Annotated in this window: 12 protein-coding genes and 1 tRNA gene; 4 read left to right on the forward strand and 9 right to left on the reverse strand. The window is 70.8% G+C overall.

Features of this window, described 5'->3' with window-relative positions:
• Window positions 1-53 precede the first annotated feature (53 nt).
• From O7610_RS19225 to O7610_RS19235, 3 genes are read left to right on the forward strand one after another with little or no spacing between them, the layout of a single operon-like run.
• Window positions 54-9,629: a non-ribosomal peptide synthetase/type I polyketide synthase gene (locus O7610_RS19225; RefSeq protein ID WP_289211484.1), complete on the forward strand. Its 9,576-nt coding sequence runs from the start codon at window positions 54-56 to the stop codon at window positions 9,627-9,629.
• 20 nt (window positions 9,630-9,649) lie between these two features.
• Complete coding sequence (locus O7610_RS19230; protein WP_289211485.1) at window positions 9,650-11,380, forward strand: phytoene desaturase family protein; 1,731 nt, start codon at window positions 9,650-9,652, stop codon at window positions 11,378-11,380.
• 1 nt (window position 11,381) lies between these two features.
• Window positions 11,382-12,437 carry an MDR family NADP-dependent oxidoreductase gene (locus O7610_RS19235; protein WP_289211486.1) on the forward strand — a complete coding sequence of 352 codons (1,056 nt, stop codon included), beginning with the start codon at window positions 11,382-11,384 and terminating at the stop codon, window positions 12,435-12,437.
• Between the two features lie 131 nt (window positions 12,438-12,568).
• On the opposite strand, the gene O7610_RS19240 is transcribed toward O7610_RS19235, so the two are convergent.
• Window positions 12,569-12,644, reverse strand: a tRNA-Thr gene (locus O7610_RS19240).
• A 122-nt stretch (window positions 12,645-12,766) separates the two neighbouring features.
• Here O7610_RS19240 and O7610_RS19245 point away from each other — a divergent pair.
• On the forward strand, window positions 12,767-14,563 hold the full coding sequence (locus O7610_RS19245; RefSeq protein WP_289211487.1) for a metallophosphoesterase: 1,797 nt from the start codon (window positions 12,767-12,769) through the stop codon (window positions 14,561-14,563).
• Window positions 14,564-14,590: 27 nt separating this feature from the next.
• Here O7610_RS19245 and O7610_RS19250 read toward each other — a convergent pair whose 3' ends face one another.
• The 8 genes from O7610_RS19250 to topA all read right to left on the reverse strand — a co-directional run bounded on the left by O7610_RS19250 (window position 14,591) and on the right by topA (window position 24,267).
• A complete protein-coding gene (locus O7610_RS19250; RefSeq protein WP_281552057.1) occupies window positions 14,591-15,424 on the reverse strand; it encodes a PSP1 domain-containing protein in 834 nt (277 codons plus the stop codon).
• Between the two features lie 62 nt (window positions 15,425-15,486).
• Window positions 15,487-16,218 carry a hypothetical protein gene (locus O7610_RS19255; RefSeq protein WP_289211488.1) on the reverse strand — a complete coding sequence of 244 codons (732 nt, stop codon included), beginning with the start codon at window positions 16,216-16,218 and terminating at the stop codon, window positions 15,487-15,489.
• Window positions 16,218-16,580, reverse strand: a complete 363-nt coding sequence (locus O7610_RS19260) for a hypothetical protein (RefSeq protein WP_289211489.1) — start codon at window positions 16,578-16,580, stop codon at window positions 16,218-16,220. The genes O7610_RS19255 and O7610_RS19260 overlap by 1 nt, the downstream gene beginning before the upstream one ends.
• Window position 16,581: 1 nt before the next feature.
• Window positions 16,582-16,908: a YbaB/EbfC family nucleoid-associated protein gene (locus O7610_RS19265; RefSeq protein ID WP_281552060.1), complete on the reverse strand. Its 327-nt coding sequence runs from the start codon at window positions 16,906-16,908 to the stop codon at window positions 16,582-16,584.
• Between the two features lie 95 nt (window positions 16,909-17,003).
• The gene (locus O7610_RS19270) at window positions 17,004-18,224 is read right to left on the reverse strand and encodes a DNA polymerase III subunit delta' (protein WP_289211490.1); all 1,221 of its coding nucleotides are present in this window, start codon (window positions 18,222-18,224) and stop codon (window positions 17,004-17,006) included.
• Entirely contained in the window at window positions 18,221-20,254 is a 2,034-nt protein-coding gene (gene tmk, locus O7610_RS19275; protein ID WP_348650144.1) for a dTMP kinase, read from the reverse strand. The genes O7610_RS19270 and tmk overlap by 4 nt, the downstream gene beginning before the upstream one ends.
• Window positions 20,255-20,456: 202 nt before the next feature.
• Window positions 20,457-21,050: a TetR/AcrR family transcriptional regulator gene (locus O7610_RS19280; RefSeq protein ID WP_281555744.1), complete on the reverse strand. Its 594-nt coding sequence runs from the start codon at window positions 21,048-21,050 to the stop codon at window positions 20,457-20,459.
• 295 nt (window positions 21,051-21,345) lie between these two features.
• A complete protein-coding gene (gene topA, locus O7610_RS19285; protein WP_281552063.1) occupies window positions 21,346-24,267 on the reverse strand; it encodes a type I DNA topoisomerase in 2,922 nt (973 codons plus the stop codon).
• Window positions 24,268-24,595: the final 328 nt, after the last annotated feature.

Consider the following 24,595-nt stretch of genomic DNA (forward strand, 5'->3'; position numbering starts at 1 on the left):
CAACCGCGCGCGCACCTCCGCTCGTCCGTACCGCGACTCAGAAGGACTTGACAATGACGTATTCCCGCGCGGCCGGGGCGCAAGAGAAGAACCCGGCGAATGCCGGCGGATCGGAAAAGATCGCCATCATCGGCATCGGCTGCCGTATGCCCGGTGGCGCCTCGGACTACCGGACGTTCTGGCAGAACGTCGTCAACGGTCAGGATTGCATTACCGAAACGCCCTCGGACCGCTACGACGTCGCCACCCTCGCCAGCCAGGACAGGACCAAACCGGGGCGGTTGGTCGGTGGCCGGGGCGGCTACATCGACGGAGTGGCCGAATTCGACCCGGCCTTCTTCGGCATCAGCCCTCGGGAGGCCGAACACATGGATCCGCAGCAGCGCAAGCTGCTGGAGGTCAGCTGGGATGCACTGGAGGACGGCGGACAGAAGCCGACGGAGCTGGCCGGACGGGACGTCGGGGTGTTCATCGGCGCGTTCACCTTGGACTACAAGATCCTGCAGTTCGCGGACCTGAGCTTCGAGACCCTGGCGGCGCACACGGCGACCGGAACCATGATGACGATGGTGTCGAACCGCATCTCGTACTGCTTCGACTTCCGCGGCCCCAGCGTGTCGATCGACACCGCGTGTAGTTCCTCCCTGGTAGCCGTACACCTGGCCCGGCAGAGCCTGTTGCGCGGGGAGATCGACCTTGCGCTCGCCGGCGGGACACTGCTGCACCTGACCCCGCAGTACACCATCGCCGAGACGAAGGGCGGCTTCCTGTCCGCCGATGGCCGCTCGCGCCCCTTCGACGCGTCGGCCAACGGGTACGTCCGTGCCGAGGGCGTCGGGGCGGTCGCGCTGAAACGCCTGTCGGACGCGCTGGCGGACGGTGATCCGATCCACGCGGTGATCATCGGCAGTGGCGTCAACCAGGACGGCCGGACCAATGGCATCACCGTGCCGAACGCCGACGCTCAGGCCACCCTCATCCAGCGGGTGTGCGCCGAGGCCGGGATCGCCCCGGGCAGCCTGCAGTACGTAGAGGCGCACGGCACCTCCACCCCGGTCGGTGACCCCATCGAGGCCAAGGCGCTGGGCCGGGTGCTGGCGATCGGCCGCCGGCCCGGGGAAACCTGCTACATCGGGTCGGTGAAGACGAACATCGGGCACACCGAGGCCGCCGCCGGCGTCGCCGGCCTGATCAAGACCGCGATGTCCGTGAAGCACCGCACCATCGCCCCGCAGATCAACTTCGATCAGGTCAACCCCGAGATCGACCTGACGTCCCTGCCGTTCGAGATCCCTACCGCGCCCACGCCGTGGCCGCAGCACCAGGGGCCGGCCCGCGCCGGGGTCAACTCCTTCGGCTTCGGCGGCACCAATGCGCATGTGCTGCTGGAGGAGCCACCGCAACGGTCGGACGCGGTCACGCCCTCAGCCGGCCCACCGGCGTACACGATCCTTCCCCTGACCGCCCGCGACCCCGACGTGCTGCCGGCTCTCGCCGAGGGCATCCGCACGGAGTTGGCCGGGGCCGACGGACACGATGCCGTCACGCCGGCCGATCTCGGCTACACGCTGGCCCGCCGCCGCCAGCATCACGAACACCGTCTGTCGATTGTGTACTCGAATCAGGCTCCGGCGCACACGAACCGGGCCTCGCTGGACACGGCACTGGCCGCCTATCTGCGCGGCGATCCGCATCCGCACGTGTTCGTCGACCAGCGGCGTGACACGCACGAGCGCGCGTTGGTGTGGGTGTTCACCGGGATGGGGCCGCAGTGGTGGGCGATGGGTCGCCAACTGTACGCCGACGAGCCGGTGTACCGGGACGCGATCGACCGCTGCGACCGGGCGATCCGGCGGATCACCGGCTGGTCGTTGATCAACGAGCTGAACGCAGACGAGGTCGACTCGCGCATGGCCGAGACCTGGCTCGCGCAGCCGGCCAACTTCGCGGTCCAGGTCGGCCTGTCAGCTCTGTGGCGCAGCTACGGCGTACGGCCCGACGCGATCGTCGGACACAGCACCGGTGAGGTGGCGGCCTTCTACGAGGCCGGCGTCTACTCCCTCGAAGAGGCGGTCAGGATCGTCGTACACCGCAGTCGACTGCAGCAGAAGCTCGTCGGGACCGGCACCATGCTCGCGGTCGGGCTCACCGAAGCCGAGGCCGAACGCCGGATCCGACCGTACGGCGAACGGATCTCCGTGGCCGCGGTCAACAGCCCTGCAGCGGTGACCCTCGCCGGTGACGAGACCGCCCTCGCCGACCTCGCCGCCGACCTCACCGCGGAACAGACCTTCGCCAAGCTCGTCGCCGTACGCGTGCCGTACCACAGCGCAGCCATGGACATGATCAAGGACGAGCTGCTCGCCTCACTGCACGGCCTCGCCCCGCGCCCCGCCCGGGTGCCCGTCTACCTCACCGGACAGGACGGCGTGGCGCAGGGCCCCGAACTCGACGCCGGCTACTGGTGGCGCAACGTCCGCGACAGCGTACGGTTCCGTGGCGCGGTAGATCGGCTCATCGACGACGGGTACCGCCTCTTTCTCGAGATCGGCCCGCATCCGGTGCTCGGCCACTCCATTCAGGAATGCCTCGCCAGCAGGGATGCGCCGGGCCGTACCCTGCCGTCGATCCGGCGGGGGGAAGACGAACCGCAGCGCATGGTCATGACCCTCGCCGCCCTGCACAACCTCGGTGTGGAGATCGCCTGGGACGTCCTGCACCCGGACGGGGCGCCGGTGCCGCTCCCCCGGTACCCGTTCCGCCGCGACCGCTACTGGGTGGAGCCGCGATCGGTCGCGCAGGTCCGGCTCGGACAGCGGGACCACCCGCTGCTCGGCCGGCGGTTGTCCAACGCCGAGCCCACCTGGGAGGTGAAGCTCGACACCGAGGACATGCCGTACCTGGACGACCACCGGATCCAGGGAAACGCCGTGTTCCCGGCCGCCGGCTACCTCGAAATGGTGGCGCAGGCGGTCAACGCGCTCACCGACGGCGGCACGGCGACCCTGGCCGGCATCGAACTGCGCAAGGCCCTGTTCCTGTCCGCCGGTGAGTCCCGGACCGTACAGCTGTCGGTGACCGCCGAATCCGGCGAATTCACCGTGGCTTCGATCACCGGCGACACCGCCGACCACCTTGTGCACGCCAGCGGGATCCTGCTCGCCGGCCAACCCGGCCGGCGCGTTCCCCGGTTGGCCGCCGATGCGGTACGGCAGCGCCTGGCGCACCACCTCGACGGCGTGCGGTGCTACGCGGACCTCGCCGCCCTCGGCTACCACTACGGCCCGGCCTTCCAGGGCATCGAACAGGTGTGGATCGGCCCGGACGAGGCACTGGCCCGGATCCGGCTGCCGGCCGTACTCGACGGCTCCGCCGGCGGCTACCACGTCCACCCGGTGCTGCTCGACGCCTGCTTCCAGACCCTGCTGACCCCGCAGCTGCTCGACGCCGCAGGCCCGGACGAGGAACACACCGGCATCCGGCTGCCGTTGTCGATCGCGGAGGTACGCCTCGACCAGGTCGGCGATCAGGCGCTGTGGGCGCACGCGACGATCGTGCGGCGCGACGCCGACGGATTGTTCGGCGACATCGCGGTCTACGCCGACGACGGCACCCCGGTAGGCCGCATCGAGGGCTTCCGCGCCTCAGACGTGGAAGGGACCACCGCCGCTGTCGGTGTCGGCACGATCGACAGCTGGCTCGCCGAACTCCAGTGGGTCCAGCGGGAGCCCCTGACCGACCCTGAGGCGCAACCCTCGGTTGCCGATCGGGCCGGTGACCGGTGGCTGGTCTTCGCCGATCGCGACGGCCTGGCCGAGGAGCTGGCCGATCTGGTCGCGGGCCGCGGCGGTCACTGCCACCTGGTACGGCCCGGACCTGGCTACCATCTCGGCCGCGACGGTGCGGGCTCGACGGTGCGACCGGGCCGCACCGACGAACTGCACCGCCTCCTCACCGATCTGCGCGCGGCCAACGTCGGACCGTTCCACAACGTGGTGCACCTGTGGGGCCTGGACCTGCCGCCGCTTGACCGCACCGCCATCGACGACTTCGCCGAGCACACCAGTCTCGGCGTCTATTCCCTGGTCGCGCTCGCCCAGGCCCTGCTCGCCCAGGGAACCGACGGTCGGCTGCACGTCGTCGCCAGAGGCACCCAGGCGGTGCAGGCAGCGGATCCGGTGGCGCCGATGGGCGCGCCCGCCTGGGGCGTCTGCCGGGTGCTACGCCACCAGGAGTTGCTCAACCACCCGGGCAAGCTGATCGACCTCGACCCGGCCGGCGGCCGGGACCGGGCCGCCCGGCGGGCGGAGGCGGCGGCCCTGCTACGGGAGCTGGCCGTCGACGACGAGGACGAGATCGCCCTGCGCGGCGACCGCCGGTACACCAGCCGGCTACGGCCGGCCGACGAGCTGACCCGCCCGCTGCCGCTGCGCCTACGCGCCGACGGCGCCTACCTGGTGACCGGGGCGTTCGGCGCACTGGGCCGGCTACTGTGCCGCACCCTCGTACGCCGGGGTGCCCGCCGGCTCATCCTCGTCGGGCGCAGCCCGGTTCCGCCCCGGCAGCGGTGGGGCGAGCCTGGCTGGGACGGCGCGGTCCGCGACCGGATCGGCTTCCTGATGGAGCTGGAGACGCTCGGCTGCCAACCGATCCTGGCCCGGCTCGACGTCACCGACGAAGCCGCGCTGGCCGGCTGGCTGGCCGGTCACCGCGCCAGTCAGGCACCGCCGATCCGCGGCGTGTTCCACCTCGCCGGCCAGGTCCGCGACACGCTGCTCCCCGAGATGGACCGGGCGGCGTTCGACACCGCGTACGCGCCGAAGGTGCTCGGCGCCTACCTGCTGCACCGTCACCTGAACGACGAACCGCTGGAGCACTTCGTGCTGTTCGCCTCGATCGCCTCGCTGCTCACCACCGCCGGGCAGAGCAACTACGCGGCCGGCAACGCCTTCCTGGACGCGCTGGCGCAGCATCGTCGCGCCACCGGGCTGCCGGCGCTGAGCCTGGACTGGGGGCCGTGGGCCACCGGAATGATCGAGGAACTCGGCCTGGTCCACCACTACCGGCACAGCCGCGGCATGAGCTCGCTGTCGCCGGCTGCCGGCATGGCGGTGCTCGAACGGGTGATCGGGCAGGACCGGGCGCAGCTGCTGGTGGCCACCATCGTGGACTGGCCGACCTTCCTTTCCTGGTACACCTCCGAACCGCCGCTGGTGGCCGACCTCGCGGCGACGGCGGCGCAGCCGCCGGACGCGGGCGGCGACAGCTTCCTGGACGTGTTCCGCGACGCGGACGGTGACCAGCGGCGCCAGCTGCTCGGCGAGCGGTTCATCGCGGTGGTGGCGGCCGTGCTCAGGATTCCCCCGGAACGGGTGGACCCGGCGTCCAGCGTGGCCGCGCTGGGACTGGACTCGCTACTCGCCATGGAGCTGCGCGCCCGTATCGCGGCCGAGATCCACGTCGCCCTGCCGGTGGTGGCGCTGCTCAGCGGCGCACCGGTCGCCGACCTTGTCGAGCAGGCGCACGAGGGGCTCGTCGACCTGCTCGCCTCGGACACCGCCACCGGCGGTGCCGACGTCGAGGTGTACACCGACGAGCAGTGCTATCCGTTGACCCAGAACCAGAAGGCACTGTGGTTCCTCAAGCAGCTCAACCCCGACGGCTACGCCTACAACATCGGCGGTGCGGTCGAAGTGCGGGTCGAACTGGACCCGGAGCTGATGTTCGAGGCCGTTCGAGCCCTCATCGCGCGCCATCCCAGCCTGCGGGCGAACTTCCTGCTCGAACAGGGCCGGTCGGACCTGGGCCGGCGGGCCGGCCACCGCCAGCCGATGCAACGGATCCACCCGCAGGTCAGGGCGGATGTCGCCCTGTTCGACGTGCGCGACCAGGCGTGGACCGACGTCTACCAGATGATCATCCAGGAGTACCGCCGCCCGTACGACCTCGAACGCGACCCGCTGGTGCGCTTCCGGCTCTTCCGGCTCAGCCCACAGCGATGGGTCATCATGAAGGCCGTCCACCACATCATCTCGGACGCCATCTCCACCTTCACCTTCATCGAAGAACTACTCGCCGTCTACGAAGGGCTGCGCCGGGGCGAACCCGCGCAGCTACCGCCGGCGTCCGCCCGCTACCTGGACTTCCTCAACTGGCAGAACAGGTTTCTCGGCAGCCCGCAGGCGCGCAGATCGCTGGATTACTGGCGTTCGCACCTACCCGCCGAGGTGCCGATCCTGAACCTGCCGACCGACAGGCCACGTCCGGCGGTGCAGACCAACAACGGAGCTTCGGAGTTCTTCACGCTGGATCCGGACCTCACCGCACGGGTGCACGCGACGGCCCGCGACCACAACGCGACCGTGTTCATGGTGCTGCTGTGCGCCTACTTTGTTCTGCTGCACCGCTACTCCGGGCAGGACGACGTCATCGTGGGCAGCCCGGTGACCGGGCGTACCGAGGAGGAGTTCGCCTCGACCTACGGATACTTCGTCAACCCGCTGCCGCTACACGCTGACCTGTCCGGCGATCCGTCGATCGCCGACCTGCTGAACCAGGTACGCACGACGGTGCTCAACGGGCTGGACAACCAGGACTACCCGTTCGTGCTGTTGGTGGAACAGCTGGGCCTGCAACACGATCCCAGCCGGTCGGCGGTCTTCCAGACGATGTTCATCCTGCTCACCCACAAGGTGGCGACGGAGAAGTACGGCTACCGGCTGGAATACATCGAACTTCCGGAGGAGGAAGGACAGTTCGACCTGACCCTGTCGGTCTACGAGGACGAGGCCGACCACCAGTTCCACTGCGTGCTCAAGTACAACACCGACCTTTTCCTGCCCGAGACCGTACGGCGGATCGCACGGCACTACGTCCAGCTGCTCGACACGATGAGCCGGTCGGCGCCCGAGCAGCCGGTCCGCCAGCTGGAACTGCTCGGCGCGGACGAACGCGAACGTCTCCTCGACGACTGGAGTGGCGCACGGCAGCAGGTCGCGCACGACGTCCCGGTCCACGAGCTGATGGCCAGGGTCGCCGCGCAGCGGCCGGACGCCGTCGCCGTCGTGGCGCCGGCAGGTCCCAGCGGCGCGGCGGGCGGATCCGCCGACACCCGCCGGCTGGACTACGCCACCCTGGAACGGCGGTCGCGGCAACTCGCGCACCAGCTGCGCCGTCTCGGCGTACGGGACGGCGCGGTGGTCGCCCTCTGCCTGGACAAGTCTCCCGAGCTGATCACCGCGGTGCTCGCGGTGCTCCGGGCCGGCGGTGCCTATCTGCCGCTCGACGCCGGCTACCCGGCTGAACGGCTGGCGTACATGCTGCGCAACGCCGGGGCCACCCTGGTGCTCGCCGACGGCGCGGCCCGCGCCGGCATCAACGGCATGCTCGGGGTTTCCGGCCGGGTGCTGGACCTGCACTCGCTGCTGCAGGCGGCCGGGGACGAGCCCGACGCCGCCCTCGACGTGCACGTCGGCCTGGACGAACCGGCCTACGTCATATACACCTCCGGTTCGACCGGTCTACCGAAGGCCGTCCAGGTCACCCACCGCAATCTGGCTGCGGTGTACGGCGGTTGGCGACAGGAGTACCACCTCGACGAGGTGCGGGTGCACCTGCAGATGGCCAGTTTCGCGTTCGACGTGTTCGCCGGCGATCTCGTCCGCGCGCTCTGCTCCGGCGGCACCCTGGTCCTGGTCGACCGCGATCTGTTGTTCAACACCGACCGGCTGTACCGCACGATGGTCAGCGAACGCGTCGACTGCGGCGAGTTCGTCCCCGCCGTCGCCCGCGGGCTGCTCACCTACTGTGAACGTGAGGGACGCCGGCTGGAGTTCATGCGCCTGCTGATCGTCGGCTCCGACATCTGGACCGTCGAGGAGTACCAGCGGCTGCGCGCGCTCGGCGGCCCGCACACCCGGGTGGTCAACTCGTACGGCCTGAGCGAAGCAACCATCGACAGCACCTATTTCGAGGGCCCGCTGGACACCCTCGATCCCGGCCACGTCGTGCCGATCGGACGGCCGTTCCCGAACAGCGCCGTCTACCTGCTCGACGAGCAGGGCGGGCTGGTGCCGCCCGGCGTACCCGGCGAGTTGTGGGTCGGTGGCCACGGCGTGGCGACCGGCTATGTCGGCGACGCCGAGCAGACCGCGCAGCGCTTCGTCACCCGGACGTTGAGCCGTCTGCCGGGTGCCCTGCCGGTGCGGCTCTACCGCACCGGAGACCTCGCCCGCTGGGCGGCCGACGGCGTCCTGCACCTGTTGGGCCGGGCGGACACACAGGTCAAGGTACGCGGTCATCGAGTCGAGACCGGTGAGGTCGAGTCCCTGCTGAAGGCGTTGCCCGCCGTGGCGGAGGCGGTGGTCGTGGTCCGCCCGGACGCCAGCGGCGAAGCCGTCCTCTGCGCGTACTACGTGCCGGCCGACGGTGCGGTGCTCGACCGGCGGGAACTGCGCAGCCACCTCGCCGGCCAGCTGCCCACGTTCATGATCCCGGCGCACCTCGGCCAGCTGTCGGCGCTGCCGCTGACCCCCAACGGCAAGGTCGACGTGGCGGCGCTCCCACCGCCCGGTCCGGATCCCGAACAGGGGCGGTACCACCCGCCGGTGACGCTGTACGAGACCCGGATGGCCGAGCACTGGCGGGCGCTGCTCAACATCGACGAGATCGGACTGCGGCAGGACTTCTTCGAGGTGGGGGGAAGCTCGATCAAGCTCGTCGAGCTGATCTACAGCCTGCAGACCGAGTTCAACATAGAGATCCCGGTCAGCCGCCTCTTCCAGATCACCACCCTGCACGGCATGGCGACAACGGTGGAGCACATCGTCACCGGGCGGCTCAGCGGCGGGCAGCCGTATCTGACGTTCAACCCGGCGGACCGTCCCGCGCTGTTCTGCTTCCCACCTGCCGGCGGGCACGGGCTGATCTACCGGCAGTTCGTCATGCATCTGCCCGAGTACCACACCGTGGGGTTCAACCACATTCCCGGCGACGACAAGGTCGTCCGGTATGCGGACCTGGTCGACGAGCTACAGCCGGACGGCGGCTGCCGGCTGCTCGGTTATTCGCTCGGCGGCAACCTCGCCTTCGAGGTGGCGAAGGAGCTCGAACGCCGGGGTCGGACGGTGCGACACGTGGTCATCGTCGACTCGTACCGCATCGGCGCGGAGTTCGAGTTCGGCCCGGAACAGTTCGCGGCGTTCGAGCGGGAACTCGCCGAGCACCTGCGCCGGCACACCGGTTCGGAGATCGTCGCCCAGGAGACCCGGGAACAGGCCCGCGAATACATCGAGTTCTGCGCCCGTACCCCGAACCTGGGGTCCGTCGCGGCACCGGTGACGGTGATCAGCGACCAGGACCGGATGGAGTTCTACGCGGCAGGTACGCGCGGCAGCTGGGCTGGCGCGTCACGCAGCCACGACGGCCTGCTCGCCGGGTTCGGCACCCACGCCGAGATGTTCGACCAGGAATACGCCTCCCGCAACGCCGGCCTGGTCCGTGACGTCCTGGCGGGCTCCGGTGCCGAACCCGGCACCGGTTCCGGCACCGGTTCCGGCACCGATTCCGCCGCCGGAGAACGTCCCGCGCCCGCCATGAACCCCGACCCGTCGCTCGCCCCAGTGGACTGACCATCGAGGAGGCACCGACCATGCCAGAGTCGAAACCCGCCCGGGAAACGATGATCATCATCGGTGGTGGCCTAGGTGGTCTCGCCACCGGCTGCTACGCGCAGATGAACGGCTACCGCACCCACACGTTCGAGATGCACGAGTTGCCGGGCGGCTGCTGCACCGCCTGGGACCAGGGTGAGTTCACCTTCGACTGGTGCGTGAGCTGGCTGCTCGGCAGCGGGCCCGGCAACGACATGCACCAGATCTGGCTCGAACTCGGCGCGCTGCAGGGCAAGGAGATGCGCGACTTCGAGACGTTCAACATCGTCCGTGGCCGGGACGGGCGGACCGTCTACTTCTACTCCGACCCTGACCGGTTGCAGGAGCACCTGCTGTGGCACTCGCCCGCCGACGCGCGGCTCATCCGCGACTTCTGCGCCGGGATACGCACCTTCAAGAAGCTGCTCAACGCCTATCCGTTCCTCAAGCCGGTCGGCCTGATGCGGCCGTGGGAACGGTGGCGGATGCTCGCCGCCTTCCTGCCGCACTTCAACACCATCCGCAGGTCGATCACCACGCTGATGACCGACTACTCCGCCAAATTCAAAGATCCGCTGCTGCGGGAGGCGTTCAACTTCATCCTGTACGAGCGACATGCGAGCTTTCCGGTGCTGCCCTTCTACTTTCAACTCGCGGCGCACGCCGGGCGCACCGCCGGCGTGCCGGAGGGGGGTTCGCTCGGGCTGGCCCGCTCGATCGAGCAGCGCTACCTGCGGCTCGGCGGCAAGATCACGTACAACGCGAAGGTCGACGAGGTGCTGGTCGAGAACGACCGGGCGGTCGGGGTCCGACTCAGCGACGGACGTGAGCACCGCGCCGACATCGTCGTCGCCACCTGCGACGGGCACACGACGGTCACCAAGCTGCTGAACGGCCGCTACCTCAACGAGACCTACCGTCGCCTGTACACCGAGACCATCGACGAGCCAGGCCAGATCTACCCCGGGTACGTCAGCGCGTTCTTCGGCCTCGACCGGCCGTATCCGGACGCAGACCCGTGCACCACTCACCTGCTGTCGCCCGAGGAGGCGACGGACCTGGTCGGCATCGGCGAGCACCCCAGCGTCAACGTACAGTTCCGCAGCCGGCACTATCCCGAGCTCTCCCCGGCGGAGACCTCGGTCGTGTTCGTCACCTTCTTCTCCGACACCGGCGCCTGGCGGCAGCTGGTGGCGGGACCGGAGCAGGCGAGCCGGGTCCGCAAGGGCGAACTGCTGCACACCCTGCGGGTGCGCCGTGGCCGCACCTACTACGCCGCGAAGCGACAGGTGCGCACCGCCCTGCTCGGCCTGCTGGACCAGCGTTACCCCGGGCTCGCAGACACGGTCGTGGCGCACGACATCGCGACACCGCTGACGCAGATCCGCTACACCGCCAACCATGACGGCTCGATCGCCGGCTGGCAACCGTTCGTCGACGGCGGCGAAACGATGGAAAAGGAGCTGGAAAAGCACGGCCCGGTGCTCCCCGGGCTGGCCAATTTCTACCTGGCCGGGGTCTGGACCACGATCGGCGGGCTCATCCGGGCCGCTGCCAGCGGCCGTCATGTCGTGCAGTTCATCTGCCGCGACGACGGTCGGCCCTTCACCGCCGACATCGACGACACGGCGCCGCCGCCCACGCAGGTGACGGTGCCCGTGCCGGCCACACCCTCGCTGGCCTCCCCGGCCGAGGGACACCCGTCCGTTCTCACCCGGCAAGGAGCCTGACTTGAAGATCGCAAAGTGGGTCGTACGCGAGCACGTCGACGGCGTCCCCGACACCGACCGGATCTACGAGAAGGTGACCGAGGAGGCACCGGTAGCGCTCGGTGACGACGAGATGCTGTTTCAGACGCGGTACGTCTCGGTCGATCCGTACCTGCACGGGCTCGCCCTGGAAACGCCGGTCGGGCAGCACATGATCGCCGACTCGATCATGGAGGTGGTCGAGGCCGGACCGGACGCCCGCTTCCAGGTGGGAGACCTGGTCCAGGGCTATGGCGGTTGGCGTAGCCACGTCGTCGGCACCGGCGGCGAGGTGCTGTGGCAGGGGGAGACGTTCCCGATGGTCTTTCCCGCCTACCGCAAGCTGAATCCGCAGCACTACGACGACGTGCTGCCGGTGACGACGGCGCTGGGAATCATGGGAGGGCCGGGCATCACCGCGTGGGGCACGCTGACGCATTTCCTGACGGTGCGCCCTGGTGACACGCTGGTGATCAGCGGTGCCTCGGGGGCCATCGGGACGCTGGTCGGGCAGCTCGCCAAGCGGGCCGGTGCGCGGCTGGTGGGGACTACCGCGTCCGCGGAGAAGGTCCCGTTCCTCACCGAACTCGGCTTCGACGCCGTCGTCGAGTACCGACACGGTGACGAGCCGGGCCGGGTACGGGAGGCGCTGGTCAAAGCCGCCCCGGACGGCGTCGACAGATACTTCGACAATCTCGGTGGCACGGTCACCGACATGGTCTTCACGATGCTGAACGTGCACAGCCGGGTCGCGGTCTGCTGGCAGTGGGCCACCCAGGTGGGCCGCGAACAGACCGGGCTACGTCTCCTGCCGATGATCATGTACCCCCGTGCGACCATCCGGGGCATCTTCGCGCACGAGTGGTTCACCGAGGAGAACCTGTCGAAGATGCGCGACGAACTCGGCGGCATGGTCCGTCGCGGGGAACTGACCTACCAGCAGACCGTCCACCACGGATTCGACGAGATTCCGAACGCGTACCACAGCCTCTACCACAACCGGGGCGGTAACCGGGGCAAGGTCCTGGTCGCCGTGTAGCTTGCAGGGAGCCGCCAGGTGCCCTCAACCTGATCGCCGGTAGGCGTTCGTGGGGTTTCCGGGGGGCGATTCAAAATTCCATCGATGAAAACGAGGCCCTGACCAGCGAACTTGCCGGTCAGGGCCTCTCCTGGAGCCGCCTGACGGAATCGAACCGTCGACCTACGCATTACGAGTGCGTCGCTCTGCCGACTGAGCTAAGGCGGCAACGATCAACCAGTGTACGGCACCGGGCGGCGATCACGCCGGGCGGCCGAGAGGCACCGACGGGACGGCCTGGGCCGACCACGGGTGACAGGCGTCGATGACCGACAGTAGGCTCCGGACGTGTGACGGACGAACCGAGCACGCCTGCCCCAGCCGCCGACCCGGCCGGCCCCGGCCCAGCCGGCCCCGGGCCAGCCGGCCCCGGGCCGGTCGATCCGGCCCCACCCGCCGCCGAGCATCACCGGCCCCGGTCGCTGGACCCGAGGGAGCTCGGCTTCACCCCCCGGCCCCCGGTGCCCTGGCTGGCCCCGATGCTGCTGCTCAGCACCGGCCTGCGCACCCTGCTGGCGACGCTGTTCGGCGCCTACCTCGACAAGCGGGAACTGCAGGGCGCGCTCCCCGGCGACGTGCACCACCACGACGCCGTCGACGGGGAGCTGTGGATCGACTACGTGGCCGACCTCGGTGACGGCTTCCCGGCGACCTACTCGCTGGCGTACCTGCTGGCGCAGCCGGAGCTGGACGTCGACGGCGCCGGCCGGCTGCGCCGCGGCGACCTGCTGGTGATGGGCGGCGACCAGGTCTACCCGGCGGCCAGCGGCGAGGCGTACGAGGACCGGAGCAAGGGGCCGTACCAGGCGGCCTTCCCGAAGCCGCCGGTCGGGCAGCCGCGACCCACGCTGTACGCCATCCCCGGCAACCACGACTGGTACGACGGGCTCACCGCGTTCCTGCGGCTGTTCGCCCGTCGGCGCGACGCCACCATCGGCGGCTGGCGGACCGAGCAGAAACGGTCGTACTTCGCCACCCGGCTGCCGAACGACTGGTGGCTGTTCGCCATCGACGAGCAGTTCGGCGCGTACCTGGACGACCCGCAGCTGATCTACTTCGAGAAGGCGGCCGAGCAGCTCAAGCCGGGTGACCGGGTGATCCTGGCCGTGCCGGAACCGACCTGGGTCAAGGCGGTCGGCGACCCGCAGGCCTACGACGCGGTCGACTACTTCCTGCGTACGGTGATCGAGCCGACCGGTGCCCGGGTGCCGCTGATGATCTCCGGCGACCAGCACCACTACGCCCGCTACGCCAACCCGGACCGGCAGCTGATCACCTGTGGCGGCGGCGGCGCCTACCTGTCGGCGACGCACAAGCTGCCCGAGCGGATCACCGTACCGCCGGTCGACACCCTTGCCCGCAACGCCAGCCCGCAACGCGACTACGAGCTGGCCGGCCGCTACCCGGACGCGGCCCGGTCCCGCCGCTACAGCTGGGGGATCTTCCACCGGCTGCCGCGCCGCAACCCGGGCTTCGCCACCCTGCTGGGCACCCTGCAGACGCTGCTGATGCTGGCCGTCGCCGGGGTCATCGTCTCCTGGGCCGACCCCGACAACCAGCGGCTGTTCAGCATCCCGCTGGTCGCGATGGTGGTGCTGACCCTCGCCGCGTCGGTGGTCTTCGCCAAGCCGCCGAGCGCCAGCGGCGCCCGACATTCCCGGCACTGGCTGCTCGGGCTCGGGCACGGTGTCGCGCACATCGCGCTGGCCTGGGTCGGTGCGCTGATCTGGCTGGAGCTACCGTTCGTCGACTGGCCCTGGCCATTGCCGGTGGTCGCCGCCGCAGTCGTCTACGGCCCGGTCGCCGGGCTGGTCGCGAGCCAGCTGACCGCCGGCTACCTGGTGCTGGCCGGCGCATTCGACGTCAACCTCAACGAGCTGTTCGCCGGGCAGGGCATCGAGGACTCGAAGTGCTTCATCCGGATGCGGATCGCCGCCGACGGGTCGCTGACCCTCTACCCGGTGGCCGTCGACCGGGTGTGTCGGCGCTGGCGGGCCGACCCGCAGGCCCCCGCGCACGCCCCGTGGATCGTGCCGGAGCAGCCGCTGGCCACCCGACTGGCCGAGGAACCGATCACCATCCGCTGAACCGACGACGTCCGGTGCGCCGCGAGGTCAGCCGTACGCCTGGTCGTGGGCGCGGCGCGGACCGCAGACGTCGGCCAGGGCGCACCGTTTCACCGCCCCGTCGGCAATCTGCCGTACGGTGACCGACTCGCTCGGCGGATGCCGCGACACCACCTTGGCCGGCCCGTCCGGGGTCTCGACGCGCTGGCCCGAGGTGGGGTAACTGCTGCTGTCCGCGTACAGCGGATGTTCGTACTTGAGGCAGCACATCAGCCGGCCGCAGGCGCCGGAGATGCGCAGCGGGTTGAGCGGCAGATCCTGGTCCTTGGCCATCCGGATGGTCACCGGCTCGAAATCGGTGAGGAAGGTGGCGCAGCACAGGTCCCGGCCGCAGGAGCCGATCCCGCCCTGCACCCGGGCCGAGTCGCGGGCCGACAGCTGCCGCAGCTCCACCCGGCAGTGCAGGGTCGCACCGAGGTCACGCACCAGCGACCGGAAGTCGACCCGGTGCGGTGCGGTGAAGTAGATGGTGGCCCGGGCGCTGTTCAGCGACCCCGGCTCCAGCACATGGTCGACGGCGACCACCTTCATCGGCAGCCCGTGCTCGCGGATCAGCCGCTTCGCCGCGACCTTCGCCTCCGCCTTGCGTTTGCGTTGCACCTCGTCGCGGTGCAGGTCCTGCTCGGTGGCCAGGCCGGCCAGCCGGGGAAAGCCGTCGGTGGGATCGTCGACCCACTGCGGGGCCCAGACGCACTCGGCGACCTCGGCGCCGTCGTCGGTGGGCACCAGCACCTTGTCGCCGACCGCCGGCCGCAGATCACCGGGGTCGAGGTAGAAGAGGCGCCCGTACCGGTTGAAGCTGACCGCGCAGAGCATCCCCATGGCCCTACCCTACGTCGACCTTCCGGCATCGTGAAGGCAGCGGCGCCGTTGCCTGTTCCGGGTCAGTAGCGCAGCCGGATCGTCCCGTCTGATCTGGCACCCGGGCCGGCGACATCGGCAGGCCGGGACCCGCCGGCCGGCGTTAACCGGGGCCGCCACCGCTCCAGCAGGTCCTCGCCCCGCTCGGTGATCTCCAGGATCGCGGTCAGCACCGCCGCCGCGATCGTCGCGGCGGCGTCGGCCGCCACCGACCCTGATGGTCCGACCTGCCCAACCGCGGACCACCCTGGACCGGCGTCGGCGGCGGTCCGTACGGTGACCGCCTCGGCCGAGCCCAGCGCCTCGGCCAGCACTGCGGCCAGCCCGGCCCGGCTCAGCGCCGCCCAGCCGGCGACCGCCTCGGCGTACCCGGCGGTGGCCGTCAACCGCCCGGCCAGGCTGTCCGGGTCGGCAGCGCCACCGCCATCACCACCGCCGGTCAGCCGGGTGGCGAGGGTACGGCGTGCCGCGTCGTACGCCTGGGCCGCCGGTCCGGACCAGTCGAGCCGGCCGGCCAGCACGTCGACCGCTTCGGCGTACCCGTCCAGTTGCGGGCGGAGCGCGGCGCCGGCGGCGGCCAGCGGCTCCGGGCGCACCGCGACGAACGCGGCCACCGCGTCACCGGGCAACGCCCGTACCTGGCGCAGCAGCGGCCAGACCGGATGCCCCGGGGGCGCGCCGTTGCCGACGAGCAGCACGTCCACCCTGGCCAGCAGATCCCGGGCCGGCCCGGCGACCCGGTCCAGCACGTCCATCAGGTGCCCTCCGTCGGCTGCCGACGGCGGGACGTCACGTCAACGTCCCGGTACGCGCCGACCACGGACCGCAACCCGGCTGCGGTGTCAGCGAGCCGCCGGCCGGCGTCGTCCGCTTCAGCCGCCCGCTGCGCCACCGCGTCCCGCCACTGCCGGCCCAGCGCGGCGGTGAGCGAGCCCAACCGGCCGGCCGACGCCGCCTGCGGCCCGCCGTCGGCGGTGCCGGCCAGCCCGCCGACGGCGGCGTCGCGTAGCCCATGGTCGGCGGCGTCGCGCAGCCCGGTCAGCTGGCGCGCTGCGCCGGCCAGCTGGTCGGCGCAGCGCGTCAGCTCGGCGGCGATCAGCTGCACGGTGGTGTCCATGTCAGACCTCCCGCAGCGACGGGTGGGCGCCGAACGTCTCGGCCCACAGTTTCTCGCGCGCCCAGCGGGCGGCGTCGGCGGCCGCCGCCACCGTGGACCGCACCGCGCCGGCCAGTTCGGTGTTGCTCCGGGTGTGCAGTGGACCGAGAATCCGCACGTCGGTCACGGTGCCGGCGGCGTTGACCACGATCTCGACGGACCCGTCCGGCGAGCGCACCGTCACCTCGACGGTGTGCACCGCCTTGTCGAACTCGACCTGCCGGGCCTCGATCTGGCGGTACCGCTCGACCGCGTTCTCGATCCACGCCTCGTCGATCTGCCGTACCACGGGGTCCTCACCATCGTCGGCAAGCGGGCACAGATCGTCTGCACCCTACGTACGGATGGGGCTGCGCTACGGCACCGAACCGTACCGGCAGTGACCTAACCACGCCAGAGGCTGAGCATCATCGCTTCGACGGCGATCCGTGGCTTGACGTTGCCGGTGATCGCTTCTCGGCAGCTCAGCACTGCTTCCAGCCGGCGCAGCGCCGACTCCGCTGTCCACTTTTCGGCAGCTGCGCCGGTGAGCCCGGCGACGTCGGTGTGCACCGGGGCCACCGGGGCCCGCAGCGCGGAAACCAGGACGTCCCGGTAGAAGCCGGCCAGATCGACCAGCGCCCGGTCCAACGCGTCCCGCTGCGCCCGGGTGGCCCGGGACTTCTGCCGCCGTTCCAGCTCCTTGATCTGCCCGGCGGTCCCCCGGGCCGCGCCGGCGGCGCCGCGTCCGGTGCCGCCGGCACCCAGCGCGGTCTGCAGCGCCGTACGCTCCGCCGCGTCGATCTCGGCGACCGCCGCCTCGGCCTCTGCCTCGGCGGCGGCGATCAACGCCGACGCGGCGTCGAAGCAGGCTCCGACCGTGGTGAGCCGGCGCGGCACCGCCAGAACGGCGTCCCGGCGCTCCCGCGCCTGCGGGTCCTGAGCCAGCCGCCGGGCCCGGCCGACGTGCCCCTGCGCGGCCGACGCCGCCCAGACGGCGGTCTCGGCCGGTACGCCGTCCCGCCCGGCCAGCACCTGGGCGACCGCCTCGGCCGGCGGCTGCCGCAGGCTGACCACCCGGCAGCGGGACCGGATGGTGACCGAGATGTCGTCCGGATGGGTGGACGGCGTGCAGAGCAGGAACACCGTCCTGGGCGGCGGTTCCTCGATCGCCTTGAGCAGCGCGTTGCCGGCCGCCTCGGTGAGCCGGTCGGCGTCCTCGATCACCAGTACCTGCCAGCGTCCGCCCGACGGGGTGCTGGCCGCCCGCAGCACCAGCGCGCGCATCTCGCCGACGCTGATCGACAGGCCGTCCGGCACGACGAACCGGACGTCGGCGTGCGTACCGGCCCGGGTGGTGTGGCAGCCGGCGCACCGGCCGCAGCCCTGTCCGTACACACACTGCAGCGCGGCGGCCAGCGCGCGGGCGGCCACCGACCGCCCGGAGCCGGGCGGCCCGGTGAAGATCCAGGCGTGGGTCATCGCTCCGGCCGACAGCGGCGGGTCACCGTCACCGGCGGCGAGCAGTTCGCCGGCTGCCGCTGCGGCCCGGCGCAGGGTCTGCACCGCCTCGTCCTGGCCGACCAGGTCGGCGAAAACGTCGGTGGGCACGGTCGCGGTCGTCATGTCCGCCGCCCCGCTTCGGTGGCGGCCTTCGGCTCGGCGTCGGCTGTCGGCTCGGCGGGCGCCGCTGGGTCGGCCCGGCCGGTCAGCACCTCGACCCGGTCGAGCACCGCGCCGCGTACCTCGTCGACGCCCCGGGTGGCGTCCAGCACCAGGTAGCGTTTCGGGTCGGCGGCGGCCAGGTCGAGGAACGCGTACCGGACCCGTTCGTGGAACGCCAGCGACTCGCTCTCCAACCGGTCGGCGCCGGTCCCGCGCCGCTGCACCCGGTCCAGGCCGGCCAGCGGCTCGATGTCCAGCAGCACGACCAGGTCGGGTTTGAGGCCGCCAGTGGCCCAGGAGGAGAGCCAGGAGACCTCGTCGACCGGCAAGGTCCGTCCGGCACCCTGGTACGCCAGCGACGAGTCGACGTAGCGGTCGCTGACCACCACCGCGCCCCGGGCCAGCGCCGGCCGGACCACGGTCGCCACGTGGTGGGCCCGGTCGGCGGCGTACAGCAGTGCCTCCGCGCGGGGCGACGGCGCGTCCGGTCCGCCGTCGAGCACCAGCCGGCGGATCTTCTCGCCGAGGCCGCTGGCCCCCGGTTCGCGGGTCACCACCACCTCCCGGCCGCGCTCGCGCAGCGCCTGTGCCAACGCCGTCACCTGTGTCGACTTGCCGGCGCCCTCGCCGCCTTCGAAGACGACGAAGACCCCGTTCGCGGTGAACGGCTCCGCCGACGTCAACGGCCGCCCCCGGATCGACCCCCACAGGTCGGCCAGGACCGGAACGCCCGGTTTATCGTCCATCTGGCGGAAGGCGCTGAGCCCGGCGAAGATGCCGAACACCCCGGCGAGCAGCAGCAGCAACCGGGTCGAGGAGAACGAGACGCCCAGGTTGGCGATCTGCAGCTGGCGGGAGCCGCCCACGCCGACCAGCACGCTGCTGACCGAGATGGCCAGCATCAGCACCACCCGGGTGCCGGTCTGCACCACGGCGAAGACCCGGCCCCGGACGTCGTCGGCGATCTCCCCGCCAAGCAGGGTGATCCCGGCCAGGAAGGCCATCCCGGCCGCCGCTCCGACCAGCACCGCGCCGAGGATGGCCATGGACAGATGGATGGACAGAGCGAGGATCAGCACCGAGCCGCTGGCCAGCACGATGCTGAGCCCGAACCAGCGCCGCCGGGACAGGTCGCGCACCACCGTCGGGCCCAGCCCGATCCCGGCGCCCAGACCGACGAAGATCGCCGCGAAGAGCAGGTAGAACGCGGCGTCACCGGCGCTCAGCGAGGCGGTGAAGAATTTCGCGGTGCCGATCACGATGCCGCCACCGGCGAACGCGCCGAAGATGCCCAGCACCAGGCCGCGGACCAGCGGGGTCTGGCCGATGAACCGCCATCCCTCGACGAACTGCCGGATAAGGCTCTGATCGGCGTGCCCGGCGGCGCCGGCCCGCCCGCTGATCTCCTTGATGCCGTAGAAGACCACGATCGCGGTGGCCAGTCGGGAGGCGGCGTTGAAGAACAGCGCCAGCTGCGCCGGCTCCGCCCAGGATGGCAGATCGGTCACCGTCGCCGCTCGGACGGCGGCGTCGAGGACGGCCAGGCTGATCGCGGCGAGCACCGGGGTGAGCCCGTACGTGGCGATCAGGGTGAGCTGGTTGGCGATCTCCAGCCGGGCCTTCGGGATCAGGTTGGGGACCGCCGCTTCCTTCGCCGGGATCCAGATCAACGTGATCGTCTCGATCAGGAAGATCGCGATCGCCGCCCAGGCCACCGTAAGGGCACCGCTGGCGCCGAACATCGGCAGCAGCGGGATGGAGGCGAACAGCACGAACCGGAGCAGGTCGCAGATGACCATCGTGTAGCGCCGGTCGAACCGGTCGGCGAGCACCCCGGCGACCGGGCCGAGGACCAACGCCGGCAGCAGCCGTACGGCGATGACACCGCCGAACGCCGCGCCCTGGGCCGCGCCGCCGGAAACCTGCCCGGCCGCGAAGATCGAGGTGGCGAGCAGGCCCAGCCAGTCGCTGAACGAGGCGACCCCGAGCACGATCCACAGCCGCCGGAACGGACGGATGCGCAACACCGAACGCAGCGCTGGCAGGCCGGACAAATCGACCGAAGCGGCAGTCTGGTCGGCCGGTGGCGTGTCGGACGTACCACCGCGCTGCTGACTGCTGGCGTTGTCGTCGATGACCGTTCCTCCCCGTCGGCCCGGCGGCGGGGCCCCGGTGACACTCTAATCCCGGCGCTCACCCGGGTCGGTCACGGTCGCGGGCACCGTCGCCGGTCGCGGCGGGGTCGACGTGGCGGTGCAGGTACTCGCGGATCAGTGCCTTCGCTTCGCGCAGTACGCTGTCGTCGCCCTCGGCGGTGCGCCGGAACGCCAGTTTGATCAGCGCGTCGGCGGCCTCCACCGCGATCTGCAGCGCGAACCGCAGCCGGGGTTCGTCCGGGATGCCGAAGCGACCCACCAGGACCCTGGACAGCTCACTGGCGATCACCGCGTTGTTGTCCCGGCTCTCGTCCAGCAGCCGCACGTCGACCACGTCGCCGAAGTGCAGGGTGCGGAATCCGGGCACCGTACGGTGCATGCAGATGTACTCGTCGATGCCGGCGGCGACGCCGTCCCACCAGTGGTCGAACTCGCCGCCGGTGACCCGTTCGTTGAGCCGCTGCACGTACGCGTCGATGTTGCGCAGCGTCAGCGCCTGCACGATCGCCCGCTTGTCCGGGAAGAACTGATAGACGGAACCGATGGCCACCTCGGCTCGTTCGGCGAGCAGGGTCGTCGTCAGACCCTCGTAGCCAACCTCGTCCACGATCTCGGCGCACGCGTCGAGCATGCGCTGGACCCGGGCGAGACTGCGCCCCTGGACCGGCACCCGCCGCAGCGGGCCACTGGTGACGGCTGGTGGTGTCGACACTCGTCCCACTCCTTCCGAGAAAGATCCCCCGCGCGTCGGAACCACCGTCGGCAGCAGTGAGATCAAAAACGTTACTCGGATTAACGAGCGAAACGGATATCGGTATTCACCTGTCCCACATCATCCTGACCATGAAGATCATTTACGAAGATCATTCATAGCGATCCCGGCCGGCGGCAGGCCACCGCCGGCCGGAAGTGCGGTCAGGAGAGCGTCAAGAGTCGTCGGACTGGTCGGCGGCCCGGCTGGCAGTCGCCTTCTTCGGCGCTGCCTTCTTGACCGCGGTCTTCTTCGCGCTGGTCGCCTTGGTACCGGTCGCCTTGGTACCGGTCTTCTTCGCGCCGGCGGTCTTGGCGGTGGTCTTCTTCGCCGGCGCCTTCTTCGCCGCCTTCTTACGCGGCGCTGGGCCCTTCGCCCGCTTTTCGGCCAACATCTCCGACGCCTGCTCGATCGTCAACGACTCGGGCGTCTGACCACGCCGCAGCGAAGCGTTGCTCTCGCCGTCGGTCACGTACGGTCCGAACCGGCCATCCTTGATCACCAGTGGGCGCTCGGTGAGCGGATCCGCGCCCATCTCCCGCAACGGTGGCGCGGCGGCCCGCCGCTGCCGGGTCTTCGGCGCGGCGAGCAACGCCAGCGCCTCGTCCAGCGAGACGGTGAACAACTGTTCCTCGGACTCCAGGGACCGGAACTCGTCGCCCTTCTTGACGTACGGGCCGTACCGGCCGGCGGCGGCGAGCACCTCGGCGCCGTCCGGTGCCACCCCGACCACCCGGGGCAGCGACAGCAGCCGCAGCGCCTCGGCGATGCTCAGCGTCTCCGGCGACTGGGACCGCAGCAACGAGGAGCGGCGCTCGCCACTGGCGACGTACGGGCCGAACCGGCCGGACTTGAGCACGATCGGCTCGCCGGTCTCCGGATGTTCGCCGAGCTTGCGCTCGCCGCCACCGCCGAGGAACAGTTCGTTGATCTTCTCTGGGGTCAGCTCGTCCGGCGCGATCCCCTCCGGCAGCGAGACGCGGTCCCCGCCGGCTCCGGCTGCCGCGCCCTCCGCCTCGTCACCGCCGCCGGCCACCGGCTCGGCACCGCCGGCATCGCCCGCCGCGCCGGCACCGTTCGACCCGGCCGCCGCGTGGTCGACACCCTCCGCGCCCGGCAGGAACCGCTGCAGGTACGGACCGTAGCGGCCGACCCGCACGACGACCTGACGACCCTCGTCGTCGGCACCGAGCGGGATCGAGTTGACGCTGCGGGCGTCGATCTCGGCGAGCTTCTCGGTGACCAGCCGTTTCAAACCACCGGAGCGGGCGACCGACTCGTCTCCGGCGGTGTCGCTGCCGAAGTAGAACGAGGTGAGGAAGTCCACCGCCTGGTGGTCGCCGGACGCGATCTCGTCCAACTCGTTCTCCATGCTGGCGGTGAAGTTGTAGTCGACCAGCCGCGGATAGTGCCGCTCCAGCAACCCGATCACCGCGAAGGCCAGGAACGACGGGATCAGCGCCTGGCCGCGTTTGGCCACGTACCCCCGGTCCTGGATCGTCTGCATGATCGACGCGTAGGTGGACGGCCGCCCGATGCCCAACTCCTCCAACGCCTTGACCAGGGAGGCCTCGGTGTAGCGGGCCGGCGGCTGAGTGCTGTGCCCGACCGCCGCCAGCTCCCGCGCGGTGAGTGGCTGATCCTTGACCAGGTTCGGCAGGCGGCGCTCGGCGTCCTCCGCCTCGGCCGACTCGTCGTCAGAGGACTCGACGTAGGCGCGCAGAAAGCCCGGGTCGGTGATCGTCTTGCCGGTCGCACCGAAGTCGCATTCCTCGCCGGCGGTCGAAACGGCCCGGATCCGCACCGACACGCTGGAACCCACCGCGTCGGTCATCTGGGACGCGATGGTCCGCCGCCAGATCAGCTCGTAGAGCTTGAACTCCTCGGCGGACAGTTCGTTGGCCAGCTCCCCGGGGGTGCGGAAGTGGTCACCGGCGGGGCGGATGGCCTCGTGCGCCTCCTGGGCGTTCTTGACCTTGCCGGTGTACCGGCGCGGCTCCGGCGGGACGAAACGGTCGCCGTACAGCTCGGCGACCTGGCTGCGGGCGGCGGCGATCGCCGTTTCCGACAGGTTGACCGAGTCGGTCCGCATGTAGGTGATGTAGCCGTTCTCGTACAGCCGCTGCGCGGTGCGCATCGTCTGCTGCGACGAGAACCGCATCTTACGGGCCGCCTCCTGCTGCAGTGTGGAGGTGATGAACGGGGCGTACGGCCGGCGGCGGTACGGCTTCTCCTCGACCCGGGTGACGGTGAACGGCCGACCGTCGAGCCGGGCTGCCAGGCCCCGCGCCCCGTCGCCGTCGAGGTGCACCACCGACGCCTCCGGCCGGACCCGTCCGGTGGTCGGCTCGAAGTCCTTGCCGGTCGCGATCCGGTCGCCGCCGAGCGCGATCAGGGTGGCGGTGAACGAGCGGGGCCCGTCGGCTGCGGCCGCCGGCTGGCCGGTCACCGCCAGGGTGGCCTGGATGTCCCAGTAGTCGGCGGTACGGAACGCCATCCGCTGCCGCTCGCGCTCCACCACGATCCGGGTGGCCACCGACTGCACCCGGCCGGCGGACAGCCGGGGCATCACCTTCTTCCACAGCACCGGCGAGACCTCGTAGCCGTACAGCCGGTCCAGGATCCGCCGCGCCTCCTGGGCGTCGACCAGGTTGCGGTCGATCTCCCGCGGGTTGGCCACCGCGGCCTGGATGGCGGCCCGGGTGATCTCGTGGAAGACCATCCGACGCACCGGCACCTTGGGCTTGAGGGTCTCCACCAGATGCCAGGCGATCGCTTCGCCCTCACGGTCCTCGTCCGTGGCGAGCAGGACCTCGTCGACCTCCTTGGCCAGCTTGGTCAGTTTGGCGATCTGCTGCTTACGGTCGGCCGAGACGACGTACAGCGCGGAGAAGCCGTTGTCGACGTCGACGCCGAGCCGGGCCCACGGCTCCTTCTTGTAGCGGGCCGGCACGTCGGCGGCGTTGCGGGGCAGGTCCCGGACATGCCCGAGGCTCGCCTCGACGACGTACCCCGGGCCCAGGTAGCCCGAGATCGTCTTGGCCTTCGCCGGCGATTCGACGATGACCAGACGACTGGTTGAGGTGTTGCTCGGCACGTCTCTCCTGACCTCGACCCCACTCGGACCGCCCGGCGACAGGCGGCGGCCCGGATCGACCGGCGCCCGCCACGACGAGCGGGCGGGCGACGGTCACGATGTCCAACGTAACGCGAACCCGGGGCCGGTGGAGCACACGCACCCAAGCCTTCGGCCCGATTTGCGTTGGTCGTCCGGTTGGTTCACCACAGCCGGCCGGCAGCCCACCCGATGCCGACCCAGCTCGTTCCTACCGCACCAACGGCGACACGGTACACCCACCAACCGGCGTGACGTGGCGCACCGCACCGCAGCCGCCGGTGGCGTCGGTCGATGTCCCGGCTGTTCT

The sequence above is a fragment of the Solwaraspora sp. WMMA2065 genome (assembly GCF_030345075.1).
In the GTDB taxonomy this organism is placed as follows: domain Bacteria; phylum Actinomycetota; class Actinomycetes; order Mycobacteriales; family Micromonosporaceae; genus Micromonospora_E.

What these genes read in the sequence shown, in the direction of transcription:
- O7610_RS19225 (WP_289211484.1), top strand. Translation starts at nt 54, where the DNA reads ATGACGTATTCCCGCGCGGCCGGGGCGCAAGAGAAGAACCCGGCGAAT.
- O7610_RS19230 (WP_289211485.1), top strand. Translation starts at nt 9,650, where the DNA reads ATGCCAGAGTCGAAACCCGCCCGGGAAACGATGATCATCATCGGTGGT.
- O7610_RS19250 (WP_281552057.1), bottom strand. Translation starts at nt 15,424, where the DNA reads ATGGGGATGCTCTGCGCGGTCAGCTTCAACCGGTACGGGCGCCTCTTC.
- O7610_RS19255 (WP_289211488.1), bottom strand. Translation starts at nt 16,218, where the DNA reads ATGGACGTGCTGGACCGGGTCGCCGGGCCGGCCCGGGATCTGCTGGCC.
- O7610_RS19260 (WP_289211489.1), bottom strand. Translation starts at nt 16,580, where the DNA reads ATGGACACCACCGTGCAGCTGATCGCCGCCGAGCTGACGCGCTGCGCC.
- O7610_RS19270 (WP_289211490.1), bottom strand. Translation starts at nt 18,224, where the DNA reads ATGACGACCGCGACCGTGCCCACCGACGTTTTCGCCGACCTGGTCGGC.
- O7610_RS19280 (WP_281555744.1), bottom strand. Translation starts at nt 21,050, where the DNA reads ATGCTCGACGCGTGCGCCGAGATCGTGGACGAGGTTGGCTACGAGGGT.